This window comes from Hyphomonas sp., assembly GCF_017792385.1.
GTDB lineage: Bacteria > Pseudomonadota > Alphaproteobacteria > Caulobacterales > Hyphomonadaceae > Hyphomonas.
This window is the reverse complement of sequence record NZ_CP051230.1, coordinates 518,503-538,569: the sequence shown is the minus strand read 5'-3', so window position 1 is coordinate 538,569 and position 20,067 is coordinate 518,503. Positions and strand designations below refer to the sequence as shown.

The 20,067-nt window shown below is 63.0% G+C and carries 19 protein-coding genes; 10 read left to right on the top strand and 9 right to left on the bottom strand.

The annotated features are described in order from the left end of the window. The first annotated feature begins 9 nt into the window (after window positions 1-9). Window positions 10-1,395 (top strand): sodium-dependent transporter, encoded by a 1,386-nt coding sequence (locus HF955_RS02635; RefSeq protein WP_291077632.1) that lies wholly within the window; start codon window positions 10-12, stop codon window positions 1,393-1,395. A gap of 299 nt (window positions 1,396-1,694) precedes the next feature. Here the strand turns inward: HF955_RS02635 and pip are convergent, their stop codons facing one another. Then, window positions 1,695-2,684: a prolyl aminopeptidase gene (pip, locus tag HF955_RS02630; RefSeq protein ID WP_291077630.1), complete on the bottom strand. Its 990-nt coding sequence runs from the start codon at window positions 2,682-2,684 to the stop codon at window positions 1,695-1,697. A 113-nt stretch (window positions 2,685-2,797) separates the two neighbouring features. On the opposite strand from pip, the gene HF955_RS02625 reads away from it, so the two are divergent. Further along, window positions 2,798-3,415 carry a hypothetical protein gene (locus tag HF955_RS02625; protein ID WP_291077628.1) on the top strand — a complete coding sequence of 206 codons (618 nt, stop codon included), beginning with the start codon at window positions 2,798-2,800 and terminating at the stop codon, window positions 3,413-3,415. Here the strand turns inward: HF955_RS02625 and HF955_RS02620 are convergent. Together HF955_RS02620 and HF955_RS02615 are read right to left on the bottom strand one after the other, a co-directional pair. Further along, the gene (locus HF955_RS02620; protein ID WP_291077627.1) at window positions 3,412-3,768 is read right to left on the bottom strand and encodes a DUF423 domain-containing protein; all 357 of its coding nucleotides are present in this window, start codon (window positions 3,766-3,768) and stop codon (window positions 3,412-3,414) included. The genes HF955_RS02625 and HF955_RS02620 overlap by 4 nt on opposite strands. Then, the gene (locus HF955_RS02615) at window positions 3,765-4,193 is read right to left on the bottom strand and encodes a PaaI family thioesterase (RefSeq protein WP_291077625.1); all 429 of its coding nucleotides are present in this window, start codon (window positions 4,191-4,193) and stop codon (window positions 3,765-3,767) included. Before HF955_RS02615 ends, HF955_RS02620 begins: the two co-directional genes overlap by 4 nt. A 107-nt stretch (window positions 4,194-4,300) precedes the next feature. Here HF955_RS02615 and HF955_RS02610 point away from each other — a divergent pair, with 107 nt between their 5' ends. Further along, window positions 4,301-5,413: a hypothetical protein gene (locus HF955_RS02610; protein ID WP_291077623.1), complete on the top strand. Its 1,113-nt coding sequence runs from the start codon at window positions 4,301-4,303 to the stop codon at window positions 5,411-5,413. On the opposite strand, the gene dgcA is transcribed toward HF955_RS02610, so the two are convergent. Next, the gene (gene dgcA, locus HF955_RS02605; RefSeq protein ID WP_291077621.1) at window positions 5,410-6,393 is read right to left on the bottom strand and encodes an N-acetyl-D-Glu racemase DgcA; all 984 of its coding nucleotides are present in this window, start codon (window positions 6,391-6,393) and stop codon (window positions 5,410-5,412) included. The two genes, HF955_RS02610 and dgcA, sit on opposite strands and share 4 nt — an antisense overlap. A gap of 89 nt (window positions 6,394-6,482) precedes the next feature. On the opposite strand from dgcA, the gene HF955_RS02600 reads away from it, so the two are divergent. From HF955_RS02600 to HF955_RS02585, 4 genes are read left to right on the top strand one after another with little or no spacing between them, the layout of a single operon-like run. Next, the gene (locus HF955_RS02600) at window positions 6,483-7,607 is read left to right on the top strand and encodes an MlaE family lipid ABC transporter permease subunit (RefSeq protein WP_291077619.1); all 1,125 of its coding nucleotides are present in this window, start codon (window positions 6,483-6,485) and stop codon (window positions 7,605-7,607) included. After that, window positions 7,604-8,368, top strand: coding sequence for an ABC transporter ATP-binding protein (locus tag HF955_RS02595; protein ID WP_027837191.1), 765 nt, complete (start codon window positions 7,604-7,606; stop codon window positions 8,366-8,368). The genes HF955_RS02600 and HF955_RS02595 overlap by 4 nt, the downstream gene beginning before the upstream one ends. A gap of 18 nt (window positions 8,369-8,386) precedes the next feature. Next, window positions 8,387-9,346 (top strand): MlaD family protein, encoded by a 960-nt coding sequence (locus HF955_RS02590; RefSeq protein ID WP_027837192.1) that lies wholly within the window; start codon window positions 8,387-8,389, stop codon window positions 9,344-9,346. Beyond that, window positions 9,347-9,943: an ABC-type transport auxiliary lipoprotein family protein gene (locus tag HF955_RS02585; RefSeq protein WP_291077616.1), complete on the top strand. Its 597-nt coding sequence runs from the start codon at window positions 9,347-9,349 to the stop codon at window positions 9,941-9,943. Window position 9,944: 1 nt separating this feature from the next. Here HF955_RS02585 and HF955_RS02580 read toward each other — a convergent pair whose 3' ends face one another. Together HF955_RS02580 and HF955_RS02575 are read right to left on the bottom strand one after the other, a co-directional pair. After that, window positions 9,945-11,150, bottom strand: a complete 1,206-nt coding sequence (locus tag HF955_RS02580) for an acyl-CoA dehydrogenase family protein (RefSeq protein WP_291077614.1) — start codon at window positions 11,148-11,150, stop codon at window positions 9,945-9,947. Window positions 11,151-11,163: 13 nt separating this feature from the next. Beyond that, a complete protein-coding gene (locus HF955_RS02575; protein WP_291077613.1) occupies window positions 11,164-12,279 on the bottom strand; it encodes an acyl-CoA dehydrogenase family protein in 1,116 nt (371 codons plus the stop codon). Between the two features lie 221 nt (window positions 12,280-12,500). On the opposite strand from HF955_RS02575, the gene HF955_RS02570 reads away from it, so the two are divergent. Continuing rightward, the gene (locus HF955_RS02570) at window positions 12,501-13,094 is read left to right on the top strand and encodes a hypothetical protein (protein WP_291077611.1); all 594 of its coding nucleotides are present in this window, start codon (window positions 12,501-12,503) and stop codon (window positions 13,092-13,094) included. Here the strand turns inward: HF955_RS02570 and HF955_RS02565 are convergent. Further along, on the bottom strand, window positions 13,071-13,463 hold the full coding sequence (locus HF955_RS02565) for a VanZ family protein (protein WP_291077610.1): 393 nt from the start codon (window positions 13,461-13,463) through the stop codon (window positions 13,071-13,073). The two genes, HF955_RS02570 and HF955_RS02565, sit on opposite strands and share 24 nt — an antisense overlap. A 97-nt stretch (window positions 13,464-13,560) precedes the next feature. Here HF955_RS02565 and pepN point away from each other — a divergent pair, with 97 nt between their 5' ends. Both pepN and HF955_RS02555 read left to right on the top strand, forming a co-directional pair. After that, window positions 13,561-16,137, top strand: a complete 2,577-nt coding sequence (gene pepN / locus HF955_RS02560) for an aminopeptidase N (RefSeq protein WP_291077608.1) — start codon at window positions 13,561-13,563, stop codon at window positions 16,135-16,137. Between the two features lie 124 nt (window positions 16,138-16,261). Beyond that, window positions 16,262-18,646, top strand: a complete 2,385-nt coding sequence (locus tag HF955_RS02555; protein WP_291077606.1) for a PAS domain-containing sensor histidine kinase — start codon at window positions 16,262-16,264, stop codon at window positions 18,644-18,646. Here the strand turns inward: HF955_RS02555 and HF955_RS02550 are convergent. Both HF955_RS02550 and kdsB read right to left on the bottom strand, forming a co-directional pair. Continuing rightward, window positions 18,643-19,245 carry a histidine phosphatase family protein gene (locus tag HF955_RS02550; RefSeq protein ID WP_291077604.1) on the bottom strand — a complete coding sequence of 201 codons (603 nt, stop codon included), beginning with the start codon at window positions 19,243-19,245 and terminating at the stop codon, window positions 18,643-18,645. The two genes, HF955_RS02555 and HF955_RS02550, sit on opposite strands and share 4 nt — an antisense overlap. Before the next feature lie 7 nt (window positions 19,246-19,252). Continuing rightward, window positions 19,253-20,062, bottom strand: a complete 810-nt coding sequence (gene kdsB, locus HF955_RS02545) for a 3-deoxy-manno-octulosonate cytidylyltransferase (RefSeq protein WP_291077603.1) — start codon at window positions 20,060-20,062, stop codon at window positions 19,253-19,255. Window positions 20,063-20,067 lie beyond the last annotated feature (5 nt).

Below are 20,067 nucleotides of genomic sequence, written 5' to 3'. Positions count from 1 at the left end.
AGAGGGCATATGGCAGGAGAAATTGGCCGAAAGACGGACCATTGGGGGTCGCGCTTCGGTTTTATCATGGCGGCCGTTGGCTCGTCCGTCGGACTCGGCAATTTCTGGCGTTTCCCGTTCACGGCCGGAGAGAATGGCGGCGGCGCCTTCATCCTGATCTATCTTGTCTGTGTCCTGTTCCTCGGTCTCACCGTTCTGATGGCAGAATACGCCGTCGGGCGGAAGTCGGGCATGTCGGCCATCGAGGGGATCCACTCGCTGGCCCGGGCCGAGAGCAAGAGCGAGAACTGGCAGGTCGTAGGCTGGATCGGAACGCTCGGCTCCTTCTTCATCCTGACCTTCTACATCGTGATTTCCGCCTGGGTCCTGGCATTTATTCCGCAGGCCTTTGACGGAACCTTTGCCGGCTTCGCGGACGAGGCTGCGCGCCTGTCTGTTGAAACCGGCGAGACCGTTACCCTCGCAGACGTGTCTTCCGGCAACTTTGTCGAAACGATCAGCAACAAATACATGATCGGCACATTGCTTGCGGCCTTTATCGCGCTGAACACATTCATTGTGGCGCGAGGTGTGAAGGGCGGCATCGAAAAGGCGGCAACCTTCCTGATGCCGGCCTTCTTCATCCTGCTCATCGGCATTGTCGGCTTCGCCCTTGTGGAAGGGGATGCCGGCGCGGCTGCCAGCTTCCTGCTGACCCCGGACTTCAGCAAGGTCACCATGGCGACCTTCCTGGAAGCCGTCGGGCAAGCCTTCTTCTCTCTGTCTGTCGGCTCCTGCCTGATGGTGACCTATGGCGCCTATCTCAGCCGCGACACGAACATTCCGCGCTCATCTGCCATCGTGGCCAGCGCCGATACTATGGTGGCGCTGATTGCGGGCTTTGCCATCTTCCCGATCGTGTTTGCATTCGGCGCCGATCCGGCCGGTGGTCCCGGCCTGTTCTTCGTTTCAATGCCGATTGCGTTCAGCCAGATGGGCGCCCTCGGCATCTGGGTTGGCGGAGCCTTCTTCCTTCTGGCCCTGTTCGCAGCCTTCACCTCCTCGATCTCCCTGATGGAGGTTGGTGTGGCCTGGCTGGAAGAGCGTGAAGGCGTGACGCGTCCCGGCGCCGCCATGGGAATCGGGTTCGTCCTGTTCATGATCGGTATGGGCTATGTCTATTCCACCGATTTCATCGATTTCGCAGACATCATCACCGGCAACATCATGCTGCCGCTCTGCGCCCTGCTGCTCGCTGTGTTCGCAGGCTGGATTCTCAGTCGCGAAATGCTGACCACGGAACTGGGCGAGGGGACAATCATGAACCTCTGGCGGTTCATGTGCCGCTGGGTGGTGCCGCCGGCCCTGGCCTTCATCCTGGTGCTCGGCACCTTGACCAAGCTTGGCGTCATCTAGCACGGCAGGCCGCGACACCGGGAAGAGGGGGCGGCTGTCCGCCCCCTTTTTCATGCCCGCTCGGCACCGCCAGACTGCGCAATCCGGCGCATGCCTTCCCATGGCATGATCTGCCAGTCCCCGGAACGGATGCTCAACGCGCCGGGGGGAATGGCGGACGGCTCAGCCGTCATTCCGGCGGCGGAAGGTTCAGGGTCGCAACCTGACTTTTCCCAACACACATCCCAGCGCGGCCATGCATCTTCCGCCCGCTACATCTGCCAGATACCCGGAAGGCGCTGCCTGTCCGGCCCTTGGTGCTAGCTGGAGATCAGGTCGGAATAGATGGTGGCAAAATCATCTGTTGCCTGAATGAGTTTGTCGACAATGCCCGGCTCCATCGAGGAATGACCCGCATCCGGAATGATGTGCAGGTCCGCCCGTGGCCACGCCTTGGATAGCGCCCAGGCGGTCGAAAGCGGGGTGACCACATCATATCGCCCGTGCACGATCACGCCACGCACATTGGTCAGCTTGGTGGCGGCCTCTTCCAGCAACCATGCATCATGCGCAAAGAAGCCGCGATTGACGAAATAGTGGCACTCGATGCGCGCAAAGGCATCCACGAAATCGTCTTCGTTGAAGCGGGCAGGGGTCGTCGTGGGCCCCTTGATCGACAGTGTCTCGCCTTCCCAGCGAGACCAGGCGCGGGCGGCCTCGACGCGGGCTTGCTTGTCATCACCGGTCAGTCGGCGATGGAAGGCCATCAGCAGGTCGTCGCGCTCGTCCTCCGGAATCGGCTTGATGTAACGGTCATAGGCATCCGGGAACAGGCGGCTGGCGCCGGCCTGGTAGAACCACTGGATTTCGGCCTTCGAGACGAGAAAGATGCCGCGCAGGACCAGGCCCAGCGTACGTTCCGGATGGGTCACGCCATAGGCCAGGGACAGGGTAGACCCCCAGGAGCCGCCAAAGACAAGCCATCGGTCAATCCCCAGCATGTCCCGGATCGCTTCCATGTCGTCGATCAGGTCCCAGGTCGTGTTTTCGCGCAATTCCGAATGCGGCGTCGAGCGTCCGCATCCCCGCTGGTCAAACAGGATGATGCGATATTTGCCCGGGTCGAAGAAACGCCTCATTTCCGGGCTGGAGCCGCCTCCCGGGCCTCCATGGACGGCAATGACCGGGATTCCGGCCGGATTCCCCGATTCTTCCCAGTAAATCTCGTGAATATCGGTGACTCGCAGGCGTCCAGAGCGCCTGGATTCCAGTCTCGGGTACAAAATGCGGCGGTTTGGGCGTCTGTTCATGCAGTCTTCACTTATTTTCAGTCAAATTCACAGCCATCGCTGGACTTGGTCCAATTGCGTCCGTAAACATTATTGCAGGTGTGGTCCCAATCAGGTGTGCAGGTGGCTGTCAAATGCGTAGTATAGTTCTGGGTGCATCCCTATGCCTTCTGGCGGGATGCGCAACCGTTTCGATGGTTCCCGGTCAGGCGTCCGTGGAGACGAGCCTGACACAATCCCAGTCTGCCCTGCGCAAGGTTTCCGCTGAATACTGTACCCGCGCCGTCCAGAATGGCTGGGTCGAGGCCTCCGGTGGTCTTGCCGGCTTTGCCTCCACGCTGATCAATGGAAAATCCGACAGCAACGATGCCCGCGACTATGCTTCCCGCATTGGCGCGAAATCGGATGCCCCCTCGCTGGTACTTGCCCGCATCGTGTCGGATGCCCAGGCGGCACGCGATGGTCTGGCCGATGTCAGCCGGGAGGCGGAAGACGTGTTGCAGACCGGCGGCGACGGCACGACCAGCCGCGCCGACGTGATGAGCTATGAGCGCGCACTGGTGCGGGCACAGATGGCCTATCGCAACTTCCAGGGTGCCCTGGGCGAGGTCACGACGCGCAATGACATGGATATGGACATTGCGCCGGTTGACCGCGAATTGAGATCCTTCGCCGACACGATCGACCAGGCACGCGAAACGGCAGACGGTCTTGCCGACAAATACGCCTCGCTGAACAGCTCGATCTCCTAGGTCCGTCGCGCGCCCACTGCGCACAGGGCCCACCCAACCAGAAGTGAAACGCCGCCAATCGGCGTGATCGCCCCGAACCAGCGCGGCGCGCCCAGCGCCATCGCATAAAGCGTTCCGGCAAAGATGATCGTTCCAATCGCGAACGCCCAGCCCGCCTTGCGGAGCAGGCCGGTATTACCGTGCAGGGCAATGGCCAGCGCGGCGACAGAATGCGGCAAGGCATAGAGCGTTGCCGTGTGCCACCATTCAGTGCCTTCTGCCGTCAGCACACCTTCCAGGCCATGCGCCCCAAAGGCGCCCAGCGCCACAGCGGCAAAGCCCAGAAGGCCGGCGATCAGTCCCAATGCATTCATGCCATTCCACTCGGTTCTCTCGGGATCGCATAGGTCACCACCGCATGACTTGACGGCTTGTCCGCGCCTTCGATCCGTACATCCACTTCCATGACGGCCAGAGCCTGACCGATCTTCAATATACGCGCATCCGCGACGACCACATCCCCGATACAAGGTCGCAGGAAGTTGATGCTGAGATTGCTGGTCACTGTCATGGGCTCATGCCCTGTCTTCGTCATCACGGCCATATAGGCCGCGGAGTCGACCAGCGACATCTGCGTCGGTCCCGAAATGTATCCGCCCGGGCGCAAATTCGTTTCATCGGCGACCAGGCGCATGACCGCGCGGCCATCTTCCATCAGCGTGACTTCCGTTCGATTGTCTCTCGTCGCAAATGCGCCGCGCAGGAATGTATTGGCTTCCTCAGCCGTCATCTTGGTCATGAAATCGTGGGCTCCCTTTGCGTCACGGCTTGAACCGTCTGTTCGTGTCGTACACCCTAGCCGCAGGACGTTGCCCGCCAAGTGGTGACGCGAAGGAAGGAAATGCCATGCTCACCGCCGGAGACGAATACCCGATCCACCAGACACCGGAACCGATTGCCTTTTCGGGCTCGGACCGGAATTTCTACGACCGCTATTTCTTCAATGGCTATTCTCCCGATGGGGAGACCTTCTTCGCCGCGGCGATGGGGATCTATCCGCACCTGAACATCATCGATGCGGCCGTATCGGTGCTGAGAGGCGGGAAACAGCATTCGGTCTTCTTCTCCCGCCCGTTGAACATGGAGCGGATGAACACCTATGTCGGCGGCTTCTCGGTGGAGGTGCTGGAACCGCTGAAGCGCATCCGCCTGAAGGTCGAGGAAACCGAGGGCATCGCTCTCGACCTGGAATTCGAAGGCCGCGCCTTCCCGATCGAGGAGCCGCGCTTCACCCGCCGGCAGGGGCCCCGCATGCTGATGGATGTGACGCGGATGACGCAGAATGGCCGCTGGGCGGGCAAGCTGCGCATTGATGGCACCGAGATTGATGTTTCGCCGGAAACCTGGACCGGCACGCGGGACCGCAGCTGGGGCGTGCGCCCGATCGGGGCGCAGGATACCCAGCCCCTGATCCCGCCATTGCCGCCGCAATTCTACTGGATCTGGACGCCCACCAATTTCCCGAACCTGTCCATGTTCTATCATGTGAACCATGATGAGGCAGGTGAGGCGTGGAACACGCGCGCCGTGCTGGCGATGGATGGCGCGGGGCAGGGCGATTTGATCCATCTCGACAAGCCGCACATGGATATCCAGTACACGTCCGGAACACGTCGCATGAAATCCGCCAGGCTGCATGTTGAAGACGGTCAGGGAAATCCGCATACGGTGAGCTTCGAGCCGTTTGCCACCTTCCTGATGAAGGGTATCGGCTACGGCCATCCGGAGCGCAAGCATGGCTCCTATCATGGTGATCAGTTGTCCGTGCTGCGCGAAGACTACGAGCCGGAAAAGCTGCCATGGCAACAACCGGAAAATCTGCACATCCAGGCCATTGCCCGCGCACGGCATGAAGGCCCGGACGGCCTGTCATCGGAGGGCATCGGCGCATTCGAGCAATTGTTCATGGGCCCGCACGCCCCCAGCGGTTTCCGGGACATTCTGGACGGCGCGGCCTAGCCCCAGAGTTCCGGAGAGGGCGGGCGGATCATGCCGTCCGCATAGGTCAGGCCATGCGCCACATCCTCGGCGAGCCAGAGCGGGCCGTCGAGATCGGTCGCATCGGCCAGGCCTGCCAGAAGCACGGCCGGTGCCATCGAGATAGAGCCGGCCACCATGCACCCCACCAGAACGCCCATGCCGCTGGCGCGGGCGGCCTGGACCATTCGGATCGCTTCGGTCAGACCGCCGGTCTTGTCGAGCTTCACATTCACCGCATCATACCGGCGGGCAAGGTCCTGGATCTCGGCGCTGGTATGCGCGCTTTCGTCGGCGCACACCGAGACCGCGCCGGGACGCCGCAGTAATGCCTCGTCCCTGCCGGCCGGGAAGGGCTGCTCGATCAGCACGACGCCCAGGCTGGACGCGCGGCGGACGATGGCCGGGAACTGGTCCGGCAGGAGGCCTTCATTGCCGTCCACGATCAGGCGCGCGTCCGGGCGGGCTGCATGGACCGCCTCGATCCGGTCGAGGTCTTCCGGCCCGCCCAGTTTCAGTTTCAGTAGTCGGCTGGGGGTCGCCTTTGCCGCCTCTGCCATGGCCGCTGCCGTGTCGAGGCTCACCGTGACGGCGGTCTCCACCGGCTTCGGCTCCGGCAATCCGGCCAGTTGCCAGACCGGCCTGCCGGTCAGCTTCGCCTCCAGATCCCACAGGGCACAGTCGAGCGCGCAGCGCGCTGCACCGGCGGGCATCTCGGCCTGCAGCGCCTCCCGGTCCAGTCCCGCCTCGATCTGCGGAGCCATCGCCTCGATGGCCGCCCGCACGCCGGGCAGGGTTTCCCCGTATCGTGGATAGGGCACGCATTCGCCCCGGCCGACGGCCTCGCCCTGGCGAAGGCTGACCCGGATCGTGTCCGCGCACGTCTTGGCCCCGCGCGAAATGGTAAACGCGGCTTTCAGGGGCGAGGAAACATCAGTGATTTCAAGGGTGCGCTCGGCCATAAGGGATCCTGAAAGATAAAATTTGATCGATCTCGCTTTTCAGGTCTTAAGCATGTTTGAGTAGGGTGGTCAGGTAGAAAAGCAGTCGCATGGCCAATCCTAGCACCCCCGAATTCGCACTGGAAACCAGTGGCGAAGACTCCCGGCTCCGTGTGTCCGGGGACTGGACCGTCCGCACCGTCCAGGCGGTCGACGAGGCATTGCGGGACCTGACGGCCACCGGCAGCGTCGTGCTGGACGTGGCCGGGCTTGGCCGGCTCGACACGGCCGGGGCCTTCGTGATCGACCGGACCCTGCGCCAATTGTCGGACGGGACCGCCCGCATCGAAGGCGAGCATCCCAGCGCCGAGAACCTGATCGGACAGGTGCATGCCGTCACCGAGGTGGAGGAGCCGAAGCGCCCTCCGCATGGCGGGCTGGTCGACCTGCTGGAACGCACCGGCCGCGGCTTCATGAACCTCGTTTCGGAATCGCGCGCCATGCTGGCCTTTCTGGGCGAGACACTTGTGACGACGTTCCGGCTTGTGCTGACGCCCTGGAAGCTGCGGTGGACATCCATCGTTTCGGTGATGGAGGAGGCGGGCCTTGATGCCATGCCGATCATCGCCTTCCTCTCTTTCTTCGTTGGCATGGTCGTGGCCTTCATCGGCGCGTCGACACTTCAGGACCTCGGCTCGGAAATCTTCGTGGTCGAACTGATCGGCTTTGCCATGCTGCGGGAGCTGGGTGTGATGATGACCGGCATTGTGCTGGCCGGCCGCACCAATTCCTCCTTCACGGCGCAGATCGGCACGATGAAGATGCGTCAGGAAATCGACGCCATGCAGACCCTCGGCCTGAAGCCGATGGATGTGCTTGTGGCACCGCGCATCCTTGCCATGGTCGTGACGACGCCGGTCCTGGGCTTTGTCGCGACAATTGCCGGAATTGCCGGCGGCGTGATTGTCGGCTGGCTGTCGCTGGACATCAATCCGGCCCTGTTCCTGGATCGCCTGCAGACCAATGTGCCGCTGGACCAGTTCTGGGTCGGCATGTCCAAGGCGCCGGTCTTCGGGTTCGTCGTGGCGCTGATTGCCTGCCGCCAGGGCCTGAATGTTGGCGGCAGCGTGCAGTCGCTCGGCGACAAGACGACGACCTCCGTGGTGCAGGCGATCTTCTCGATCATCGTGATCGATGCCCTGTTTGCTGTCTTCTACATGGAGATGGGCATATGACCGACGACATCCTGATCCGTATTCGTGACCTCAAGACCGCCTATGGCAGCCATGTGGTGCACGAACATCTGGACCTGGACATCCGCCGCGGCGAGATCATCGGCATCATCGGGCCGTCTGGCTGCGGCAAATCCGTGCTGCTGCGCGCGATCACCGGCCTGAAGCAGCCGGCCGCCGGCAGCATCGAAGTGTTCGGCAAACGGCTGGAAAATCTCGATCCGGACGAGCGCGCCGCAATCGAGCGCAGCTGGGGCGTGATGTTTCAGGACGGGGCGTTGTTCTCCAACCTCACGGTTCGCGAGAATGTCATGGTGCCCATGAAGGAGCACACGGACCTGTCGCCCCAGCTTTGCCGCGAACTGGCGGACATGAAGATCCTGATGGCCGGCCTGCACCTCGATGCCGGGCCGAAATACCCGTCCGACCTGTCGGGCGGCATGCGGAAGCGGGCCGCGCTGGCCCGGGCGCTGGCGCTGGATCCGGAACTCCTGTTCCTGGACGAGCCGACCGCCGGGCTCGATCCGATCACGGCGGCCGGTTTCGACGCGCTGATCCGGCAATTGCAGCGGGCGCTGGGCCTGACGGTCTTTCTTGTCACGCATGATGTGGATACGCTGCATGCGACGTGTGACCGAATTGCCGTGCTGGGCGAGAAACGCGTGCTGGCGGTCGGAACAATTGAGGAATTGCGGGCCTTTGATCATCCCTGGGTCCAGGAATATTTCGGAGGTCCGCGAGGGCGGGCCGCAGCGGGACACTAGAACAGGAGCCCGGAAACGATGGAAACACGCGCAAACTATGCCCTGATCGGCGCATTCGTCATCATTGCCACAATGGCGGTGGCCGCCTTCACCCTTTGGCTGGGTCAGTCCCAGTTCCGGCAGGATTTCGAGGCCTATGACATTGTCTTCGAAGGACCGGTCTCGCTGGAGCAGGGGGCGTCGGTCCGCTATATCGGCATCAAGGTGGGCGAAGTGTCCTGGGTGCGCATCGACCGGGGGGATCCGTCAAAGGTCCGGGCCCGGATCCGCGTCGATGCTGAAACGCCGGTGAAGACGGATTCGACCGCGTCCATCCAGCTTGCCGGAATCACCGGGATCACATTCGTGCAGATTTCCGCCGGCACCCCGAATGCCGCCCCGTTGCGGGCCCGGCCGGGCCAGCCCGTGCCCGTCATCCGGGCTGAGCGCACGCAGCTGGACGAGATCTTTGCCGGCGGGGCGGAAGTGCTTGGCAAAGCCAGCCGCACCATGGAACGTGTCAGCCTCGTGCTGACGGATGAGAACATCGAATCCCTCTCGGCCACCCTGCGCAATATCGAAACCATGAGCACGCGTCTGGCCGCCTCGGACGGCACCATGGCGCGCGCCACGCAGACCCTGCAGGACGTGTCCGACGCGGCCGAACGGTTCGAGCAGGCGTCTGCGTCGCTGCAATCTTTCGGCAGCAATGCCGACCAGCAGATCACCCAGTTCGGGTCCGAGACGCAGGCGCTGATTGCTGAACTGCGCGAAGTGACGGCGAATGCGAACCGCACGGTGGAACAAAGCAACCGGGCCGTATCGGCCGCCGCCGATGCGATTGAAGGCCCGGCAACCGGCGCACTGGAAGATGCCCGCCTGGCCAGTCGCGACCTGCGCGTGCTGATCGCGCGGCTCGACCGGGTGGCACGCGAACTGGAACAGAACCCCCAGGGCTTCGTGATCGGTGATCCGGCCCCGTATGAGGAGAGCCGATAGATGATCCGTATTCTTGCCACCGGGCTTGCTGCCTGCAGCCTGGCCGCCTGTGTCTCCGTCCTGCCGGAACCGAAAGTGCCGCAGGGGCTCTACCGGTTTGCGCCGGTGGAAACCGTATATGATCTTGATGCATCGGTCATCATTCGCGAGCCTGAGGCCTCCCGCCTTGTCGCAGGCCGGGCAATTGCGGCAGAAGATTCTGCCGGGGCATTGCGGCTCGTGCCGAACGTCGAATGGACAGATTCGTCCACGCGGCTGATGCAGATGGCGATGCTGGATGCCCTCGAGGGGCAGGGCGCAGGTCGGGCAGTCTCTCCCGAGACCGGCGCGCCGGCAGAGTACGAATTGTCGTGGCAGATGATCGATTTCACCCTGTCGGGCACGACAGGCCGGTGCCGGGTGCGCGCCACCCTGCTGGATGGCGCCTCACGGGAAGTTCTGGATCAGGTCATCGTGTCGGCCTCATCCCCGGCCCAGGGCAGCAGCAATGCCGACCGCGCCCGGGCGCTGGGGGAAGCCGGCCGGGCGTGCGTGAACGATGCGGCGGCCTTCGTCAGCCAGTACATCAACGCTCACGCGGCCGGGCCGGAAGCCTGATCTAGCCGCTCTTCATCTGATCGAACGGCAGGTCCTTGTCGACGCGCACATCCTGGGGCAGGCCCAGAACACGTTCGGCAATGATGTTCTTCAGGATTTCGTCCGTGCCGCCCGCAATGCGCAGGCCAGGGGCCCACATGAAGCTCTGCTGGAAGATGGCATCGGCCGGCATGCGGTCTGAATCCGTCAGGATGCCGTAATGGTCCTGCATCTCGATGGCCGAGTTGCAGATATCCTGAAGATGGTTGGCGGTGATGATCTTGCCGATCGAGTTTTCCGGTCCCGGTGTCTGGCCGCGCGACAGGGCCGTCTGGGTGCGGAACTTGGTAAGCTTATAGCCCTGCGCGGCCACATACCAGTCCGCCAGTTTCTCGCGGAAAGCCTGATCCGACATGGTGCCGGCCTGTTTGGCATAGGCCATGATCTCCGCCCAGTCCGGGCCCGGCGATCCGCCCACGGCGAGGCGCTCATTCATCAGCGTGACGATGGCCACTTTCCAGCCCTGTCCGACATCGCCAAGGCGGTCGGAATCCTTGATGCGGACATCCGTGAAGTAGACTTCGTTGAACTCGCGACCACCAGATGCCTGGTGGATCGGGCGCACTTCGACCCCGGCCTGTTTCATGTCCACGATGAACATGGTCAGGCCCTTGTGTTTCGGAACGCTCGGATCGGTCCGCGTCAGCAGGATGCCATAGTCGGAATAGTGCGCGCCGGAGGTCCACACCTTCTGACCGTTGATGACCCATTCGTCACCAACTTTCACGGCGCGGGTTTTCAAGCCTGCAACGTCAGACCCGGCAGACGGCTCCGAGAAGAGCTGGCACCAGATTTCCTCGCCCTTCAGCGCCTTGCCGACATAGCGTTTCTTGTGCTCGTCAGACCCGAAGGCAATGACGGTCGGGATGCACATGCCGAGGCCGATGGTGAACGGGCCGGTCGGCGCATCGAACTTGCCTTCTTCCTGGTTCCAGATGACCTGCTGCATCGGCGTGCCGCCACGGCCGCCGATTTCCTTTGGCCAGGTGATCTGCGCATAGCCGTTCTCGGCCTTGGTTTTCTGCCATTCCTTGGCGCGGCGCATGAATTCGGATCCATCCACGCGCTGGCGCAGCGGCTTGTCTCCCTTGGGGTCAAGGTGCTTGCCGAGGAAGGCGCGTGCTTCGGCGCGGAACTCGGCTTCTTCTTTGGTATCGTTGAAGTCCATGTCTGTTTCCTCCTTAGGCAGCGTTCTTGTTTTCGAGGGTGCGGACGAGCTTCTCTTTCCACACTTTCGGGGCACCGGCCTGAACGGCCAGCAGCTTGGCGCGGCGATAGAAGAGGTGGCAGTCCACCTCCCATGTGAAGCCCATGCCTCCATGGGTCTGGATGTTTTCCTTGGAGGCGAACCAGAAGGCTTCGCAGGCGGCAATGCGCGCTGCGGCGGCCGCTTCCGGCAGTTCCGCTGCACCCGTCGAGACCGCCCATGCGCCGTAGAAGCAATTGGAGCGGGCCACTTCATTCTTCACATACATTTCGGCCAGCTTGTGCTTGATGGCCTGGTTGCCGCCGATCGGGCGGCCGAAGGCATAGCGTTCTTTCGCATAGTCCGTCGCCATTTCCAGCGCGCGGGAGGCGCCGCCCAGCTGTTCGAAGGCGAGCAGGACAGCGGCATGGCCGAGAATCTGGTCGTTGAGCATTTCGCCGTCACCGGCCTTGCCGAGGCGCGTGGCCGGGGCATTGTCGAAGACGATCTCGGCATGGCTGCGGGTCGGGTCCAGCGTTTGAAGCGTCGTGCGGGTGACACCTTCACCGGTCAGGTCCACGAGGACGAGGCTGGCGCCCGAGCCTTCCTTGGCCAGCACAACGGCGTGTGTGGCCACGTCGCCATCGGTGACCGGCACTTTCATGCCGGACAGGGTGGAGCCGTCGAATGTGGTTTTCAGATTGGCAGCCGCCGGATTGCCGGGGCCTTCGCTGGCCGCATAGCAGCCGACCACATCGCCGCTGACAATGCGGGGCAGGATGTCGGCCTGCTGCTCGGATGACCCTGCAATCTTCAGCGCCTCTGTGAAGAAGTAGACGGTCGATGCCCACGGGACCGGCGCCAGGACGCGGCCCATTTCCTCCGCCAGCACACAGACCTCCAGAAGGCCGAGGCCGAGGCCGCCATGTTCTTCCGGAATGGCGGTGCCCAGCCAGCCCATTTCCACCACTTTCTTCCACACATCGGCATTGTGGCTGACGTCATCATCATTCAGCACGAGACGGACGGCCGTCATCGGGCATTCGGACTCGAGAAACTTTCTCGCCTCATTGCCGAGAAATTTCTGGTCTTCGGAAAAGTCGAAGTTCATGTCGCTTGCGCTCCCCTAAATGGCCGGTCGGGCCGTTCTTTTGTCTCCAGTGCGGGTGAAAATAGCGCGCTTTACGTGCGCGGAAACCCGTCACCCAACGGAAACGCGCAAATCCACTTTTGATTGAGGATTCCGCGAACTGCATGAAATTTCATCGTTCGGTTTCATGGGGCTGAAAGGCGATGGTGTCACTTTTCGCCAAGAGGAGCAGGAGCAGTTGGATGGCGAAAGCGGCATTCCATAAATCGCAGCGCGTGTTCGTGAAGCCTGTGGGAACCTGGGCGCTGGTCGAGCAGGTCATCCCGCATTGGGTGAAGGACGTGGATGAACCGTTGCGCATCACCTATGAATGCGGCCTGGGGCGTACTTTTCAGGCGCATGAACTGGCGCCGGAAGAGAGTTTCTCTTCGGAATCCCACCTGCACCGTCCGGATGAGGACGAGTCCCTTCTGGAGCATTGGTACATTGTGCGTCGCAAGGCGAAGTGGCGGGCCCGTATCGGCGGCCCCGAACTGAGCGAAGTCGGCACCTATCCCGTGGTCGTCACAGACGAAGATGACCAGGGCGGCTGGCGTGTCGCGGGCGGCGAATATGATCGTGATCCGCTGCGGGTCGAACATCAGGCGCGCATGATTGCCTGCACGCCGGACCTGCTGCAGACCGCTCGCCAGATTGCCGATCTGCACGACGACAGTCCCGACCAGTTCTCAGGCGAGTTGAAACTGGTCGCCCAGCGCTGCGCGTCCATTCTGAGATTTGTCTACCAACTCGACGAGTCCGAGGCCGATCCGTCAGAAATTGTCGCCGCGGAATAGCGGCCGGTCACCTCTGAGGATCGCCACGAGGACCAAGCCGGCCATCGCGCCCGACAGATTGGCGGCGATGTCCAGCAGGGACCCCTCACGCCCGGCATTGCCCACCATCTGCGCAACTTCCAGTCCGGCACCATAGAGTCCGGTCAGGACCAGCGCCGCGCCCAGCCGGTTCAGCCCGGGGCCCAGCGCCACGGCCAGGGGCGCGGTCAGCGCCGCATAGGCGATGAAATGCTTCAGCTTGTCCGACCATTGGGGGGCAGGGGTCTCCGCCGCCGGAATCACCGAAAGCCAGACAATCAGCGCCGCTATTGCCAGCGCGCCGAGCGCACCAAGTATCCTGACGGCTGAATGGCGCAACAGGGCTTTCATTTCGCTCCGCTTCCTTCAAGCTGCTGGGCACAAGCCCTCGACGTTGCCAGTCCGACTCCCTAACTGGAAGACTGGAAGTCTGTCTGCCGGAGAAAACATGCGCACTGAAGCCCCCATCGCCGTTCAATTGTCTGACTACACGCCATATCCGTTCGAGATCGAGCAGGTGGATCTCCGCTTCGACCTGCATCCGGACGCGACCCTGGTGCGGGCAGACCTGAAAATCCGGCGCACGGGCGCGGCCGATGCGGCGCTGGAACTGGATGGCGAGGCACTGGAACTGAAATCCATCGCCATCGACGGCGAGCCTGTCCCGGCGGCGGCATATGAACTCACTCCGGCGGGCCTGACGCTGAAACAGGTGCCGGATGCGTTCACACTGGTCACGGAGGTCGAGATCGCCCCGTCCCGGAACACGGCCCTGTCCGGTCTCTACATGTCCGGCGGACGTTTCTGCACCCAGTGCGAGGCCATCGGGTTCCGCCGCATCACCTTCTATCCGGACCGCCCGGACGTGATGAGCCGGTTCACCGTGCGCATGACGGCGGACAAGGCGCAGTACCCGATCCTCCTGTCAAACGGCACACCCGGCGAATCCGGAGATGTCGATGGCGGGCGCCACTTCGCGGTCTGGGATGATCCGCACAAGAAGCCGGCCTATCTGTTTGCACTGTGCGCGGGAGATTATGATGTCTATCGCGACACATTCACGACGATGAGCGGCAAGCAGATCGATCTGGCGATCCATGTCGACAAGGGCGATGCCGACCGCGCCGCCTGGGCGATGGACAGTCTCAAACGATCCATGAAATGGGACGAGGAGACGTATGGCCGCGAATATGATCTTGGCGTGTTCAATATTGTGGCCGTACGCGATTTCAATTTCGGCGCCATGGAGAACAAGGGGCTGAACATCTTCAACTCGGCCTATGTTCTGGCCGACGAGGAGACGGCCACGGACGCGGATTTCGAGGCCATCGAGAGCATTGTCGCCCACGAATACTTCCATAACTGGACCGGCAACCGCATCACCTGCCGGGACTGGTTCCAGCTCTGCCTGAAGGAAGGCCTGACAGTCTTCCGTGACCAGAACTTCTCTGCCGACATGCGGTCCCGCCCGGTGCAGCGGATCAAGGATGTCATCCGGCTGCGGGCCCGCCAGTTTGCCGAGGATGCCGGTCCGCTGGCACACCCTGTGCGTCCGGAAACATATGGTGCCATCGACAATCTGTATACGGCAACCGTGTATGAAAAGGGCGCCGAAGTGATCGGCATGCTGCGCCGCATGCTGGGCGAGGAGACCTATCGCAAGGGCATGGATCTGTATTTCGACCGGCATGACGGCGAGGCTGTCACGATCGAGGATTTCTATGCCTGTTTCGAGGAGGTCAGCGGAGAGGATTTCACCCAGTTCCGCCTCTGGTATTCCCAGGCCGGCACGCCGGAGATCACGCTGGACGAACGCTGGAACCCCGAGACGCGCGAAATCGACATCACGTTGAAACAGTCCGTTCCGGCCACGCCTGGCCAGTCCGGCAAGAAACCCATGCTGATCCCGCTTCAGATGGCGCTGCTCGATGCGGAGGGCAATCTGGCCGAATGGACGACGCATCTGGAAGACGAAGACGTCACGCTGACCTTCGACCTGCCGGAGGGCACGCCCCGGCCGCTCGTGTCGATCAACCGGGATTTTACCGCGCCCGTCCGTATCCGCCGCACACTCAGCCGCGACGATCATCTCGCCTTGATCCGTCTCGAAACAGACCCGTTCAATCAGTGGGATGCGGTACAGGATCTGGCGAAAGCTGAAATTCTTGCCCTGTCCGAAGGCACCCAGGCGGAGCCGGACGCGGCCCTTGTGGACGCCATTGCGGCTGCGGTTCAGGCGTCGGCAGAAGACCCGGCCTATGCGGCCCTGCTGACCCGGCTTCCGGATGTCGGCGAATTGTTCCTCGAGCGCCAGCCGGCGGATGCCGTCGCGCTGCAGGCCGGTCGCAAGAAGCTTCAGGCTGCCTTGTTCGGGAAACTCGCGGACTTTGCGGATACCATCCTGTCGGCGCCCGCGCCGGAGCCCTACAATCCCGGCGCGGAACAGGCGGGGATCCGGGCATTGCGGACGGCGCTTCTGGCGCTTCTGGCGGCATCGGGCCGCGAAGACGCCGCGCCACGCCTGCTCGCCATCTACCAGTCGGCCACCAACATGACGGAGAAACTGGCGGCCCTGCGCGGTCTGGCAAGTCTTGATGGCGCTGCGCGCGACACGGCGCTGGCCGATTTCGAACAGGCCTGGAAAGACAATGCGCTGGTCATGGACAAATGGTTCGCGGCGCAGGCATCGACCGGCAAGGCCGACACGATTGCGCGCCTGGCGGCGCATCCCGACTTCGACCTGCGCAATCCGAACCGTGTCCGCTCCGTCGCCGCGGCGTTCGCGATGCAGAACCTGCCGGCCTTCCACGCGCCGGACGGGTCAGGCTATCGGGTGGTCGAGGATATCATCCTCAAGGCAGACACAGTAAACCCGGCGCTTGGCGCCCGTCTGCTGACCGCGTTCGAACAGTGGCGCGTGCTGGAGCCGAAAGCGCGCGCCGAGGCTGAGGCCAGCCTCCGCCGGCTGCAAGCGGCTGATTTGTCGAAGAATTCCGCGGATATCGTGTCGCGCGCCCTCGGCTAGGGCGCCCGGCACCCGCTGCGATGGTTAACGGTTTCTGTATCCCTGTTAAGGATTGGGCAAGGATTACGGCGGAAAACCAGACTGAGCCCTTGTTTTTCTAAGGAATCGGCGAACAGGAACCACCTTGTCCAAGTCGGCCATCCCACCACAGGCGGATGCCGTTGCATCCGGAGTCGCCGGTCGCGACCGACAGCGCCTGACCTGGACCATTGCGGCAATCATTCTCCTGCTGGCCGGCGCGCTCGGCCTGAAGGCCTGGGAAGAACGCCAGACCGCCGATTCCGGCATGCTGGCAGCCCTTGAAGCCAATTCGCGCGCGGCGGCGGCCCGCCTGTCCGGCCACGCTGCGACCGCTGACATGGCCCTGCGCCTGGTTGCCGGTTCCGGCGCCTCTCGCACCGCCATCGCGTCTGGCACGCCGGGCGTCGATATCGTCGTGTCGCTCGACGAAGCGCGCAGCGCCCCCGCAGACAGCCGCATCGGCGCCGCTGTGCCGGTTGCGGACGCGATGGAGGGTTCGGATCGCCGGTTGGGCCTGACCTCGGAAGGCGACATTGTCGTGCGCACACAGGGGCCGGACGGGCAGGCCATTCTGGCACTCGCCCCGGCAGGGACGTGGCTGCCCGCCATGCCGTCCGGGACGGGTATTTACCTGGCTGACGGCCAGTTGACCGCCGGCAAGTTCTTGCCGGGCCAATCCTCCGTCCGCCCCCGCACGGGCTTCCAGTCGCTGAGCCTTCTGGACCGCGCGGCGACCGGCTGCGCACCCGTTGAGAACAGCGGCCTGAGAGTCTGTTCCAGCCGGTCGACGCCGCTCTTCACGATTGATGACCTGGTCAGGATCCTGATCTTCGGCTTGCTGCTGGCTGCCCCCATCCTGGTCATTCTCGGCCTGATGAACCGTCTGGCCAGCGAACAGGACCTGTCACTGGTGGAACGGGCCAGGGAAGTGGAAGCCGACCGTTTCATGAGTCCGGTCATGCTGGGTGTGCGGGCCGGATATTGGGAATGGTCGGACGATTCCAGCGCGGTCTATCTCAGCGACGCGGCCTCCGAGCTGCTCGGCATGATGGGCGATGGCGAAATGACGATTGCGGAATTGCTGCCGCAGGTGCACCCGGAACACCAGCACCGGATCGAGGAGGCCTTTCGCAAGGGCTACAAGGATGGCTGGGTTCAGACGAATTTCGTGACCAGCTTCCAGCCGGCCCGGTGGATGGAACTGCGCGGCAGCGTGACGACCAATCCCAAGACCGGCGCCAATCTCTATGGCGGTGTGATCCTGGACATTACCGAGCGCAAACAGGTCGAAGACAGGATCAAGGCGGCTGAACGGCGCCTGCGCACGGCCATTGAAGGATTCACGGGTCCCTTTGCGCTGTGGGACAATCGCAAACGGCTGCTCTACTGGAACCGGGCCTTTGCGGCAGACTTCCAGCTGGAGGAGACACTGCGTCCCGGCATGGCCCATCATACGGTCGCCATCGCCCGCGCGGGCGCATTGCGGTCCGAGCACCCCTCCCTGGAAGATCCTCAGACCACGGTTCTCGAACTAAATTCCGAACGCTGGATCAAGCTGGTCGAACGGCCGACGCTGGATGGCGGCCTGATTTCCGTCGGCGTGGACGTGACGGAGAATGTCCGCAATGAGGAAGAGCTGAAGAAGCAGAAAGCAAAGATGCACCGTACCGCGCGTGAACTCGAACGGTCCGAGGGGCGCGAACGCGAACTGTCCCGCAAATATTCCGAGGAAAAGGCCAAGGCGGAACATGCGGCCCACACCAAGTCGGCCTTCCTCGCAAATATGAGCCACGAACTGCGCACGCCACTCAATGCCATCAACGGATTTTCGGAAATCCTGTCCAATGAATTGTACGGCCCGCTTGGCGATGAACGCTACAAGGGGTACGCGCAGGATATCCTCACCTCGGGCCAGCACCTGCTGGACATGATCAACGACATTCTCGACATGGCGAAGATCGAAGCCGGCAAGATGACCATCGATCCGCAGCCGATCGACCCGGTCGATCCGGTCGATGCCGCTGTCCGCATGATCCGGCGCAAGGCCGAAGACAAGGATATCGAGATGTCCCTGGAGACGCAGCCAAACCTGCCGGAAATCGACGCAGATCATCGCGCCATTCGGCAGATGGTGCTGAATCTCGTATCCAATGCCATCAAGTTCACGGATGCCGGCGGAAAGATCACCGTGGCCGTCGAACAGCGCGGCCCGGATATCTATGTCGGCGTGACCGATACGGGCATCGGGATTCCGGCAGACGACCTGCCGCGCCTGGCGACGCCGTTCGAACAGGTGTCCGGCACGCGGGACCGGAATTATGAAGGCACCGGTCTCGGCCTCGCCCTGACCAAGTCCTTCGCTGAAATGCATGGGGGACGGATGATCCTGTCGTCCATCGAGGGGGAGGGCACCACGGTTGCATTCACCCTGCCGATCACCGGGGCCCGCGAACTCGTCGAGGAAAGCAAGGCGCGCGACGTCGCCTAGGGGCGGACATTCCACGCGCTGATATGTGCGCTGCCATCGTGAAGCTCCACGACGCCCCAGGCGCCGGTCTTCAGTTTCCGGTCCAGCCCGTCCGGTGCGCTGTCCGCGACATCCGGCAGGAATCGCGCAATGCCGTTCGAGGTGACGATCAGGACGGTCTCATCGGGGCCAAGCTCTGACGCGCGGGCGATCAGGTTCCGCCATCCCAGCCTCAACGCGGCCGGGTCCACTTGCCAGCCATCGGGCGGTATGGCGTCCTGCTCCCAGGCGGCGAGGGCGGCATCGCCAATGCGCGCCACCACCTGTTCCTCTGGCTGGTTCTCGTCCGGGCCGTAATCGACTTCCGTCAGAAACGGCAGAACGATCAGCGCGGGGCTGCCCGTCCGCATGCCGATCATGGTGCGGGCGGTTTCCCGTGTGCGCCGCAGCGGTGAACAGAAGGCGGCCACGAAATGCGTGTCCGCAAAGGCGCGTGCCAATGCCGCGGCCTGTGCCTGGCCGGAGTGGGAAAGCGGCAGGTCGGTGCGTCCGCCCACCCGCGTGACCGTGTCGCCCTTGTCGAATGTATTGCCATGCCGGACGATGATGAGACGCGCCATGCCGGGATCAGTCCTTCAGAGGATCGCCATGTTCGGCGATCAGGCGTTCGGCCAGCGCGACGTCTTCGGGCGTATCGATGCCGGGAATGGCAATCGTGTCCGGCGCGACCTCGACGCACTGGATGCTCATGCCATTCTCCAGAAACCGCAATTGCTCCAGTCCTTCCAATTGCTCGTAATGCCCTTCCGGCAGGCCAACATAGCGGCGCAGCGCGTCGAGCCGGTACGCATAGAGGCCGATATGCCGGCACACGGGTGACATGTCTCCGGCTTCGCGCAGGGCAGACTCCTTGCGGATCGCCGGGATCAGCGTCTTCGAAAACCAGAGGGCCCGGCCCTTTCTGTCATGGGTCAGGGTTGTGCCGGAAAAGGGCGTGGCCTGCTTGTGGGCGCGCAGATCGTCCAGCGCAGACCAGGTCAGGCGGACATAGGGTGTCGCCGCATCCGCGCCCGAACCGGCTGCGGCTTTCGCAACGGCCACGACATGGTCGGGCGGCGTGAACGGCGAATCTCCCTGCAAATTGACCACAACGTCTGGATGGGCGCCGAGCGCATCGACTGCGGCCAGCGCGCGATCCGTGCCGGAGGGCACATCAGGATCGGTCATGACGACAGAAATGCCCAATGTGCGGCAATGGTCGGCAATACGCGCATCATCGGTGGCCACCACGCTTTCCGCATCGTCCAGCGCGTCTGCGGCGCGGGCCGCCATGGCGGCCACACGGCTGACCATGGTGCGTCCGGCAATCTCGATCAGCGGCTTTCCGGGAAATCGTGTGGAGCCATAGCGGGCGGGAACGACGATCAGCGTTTTCATGGCGG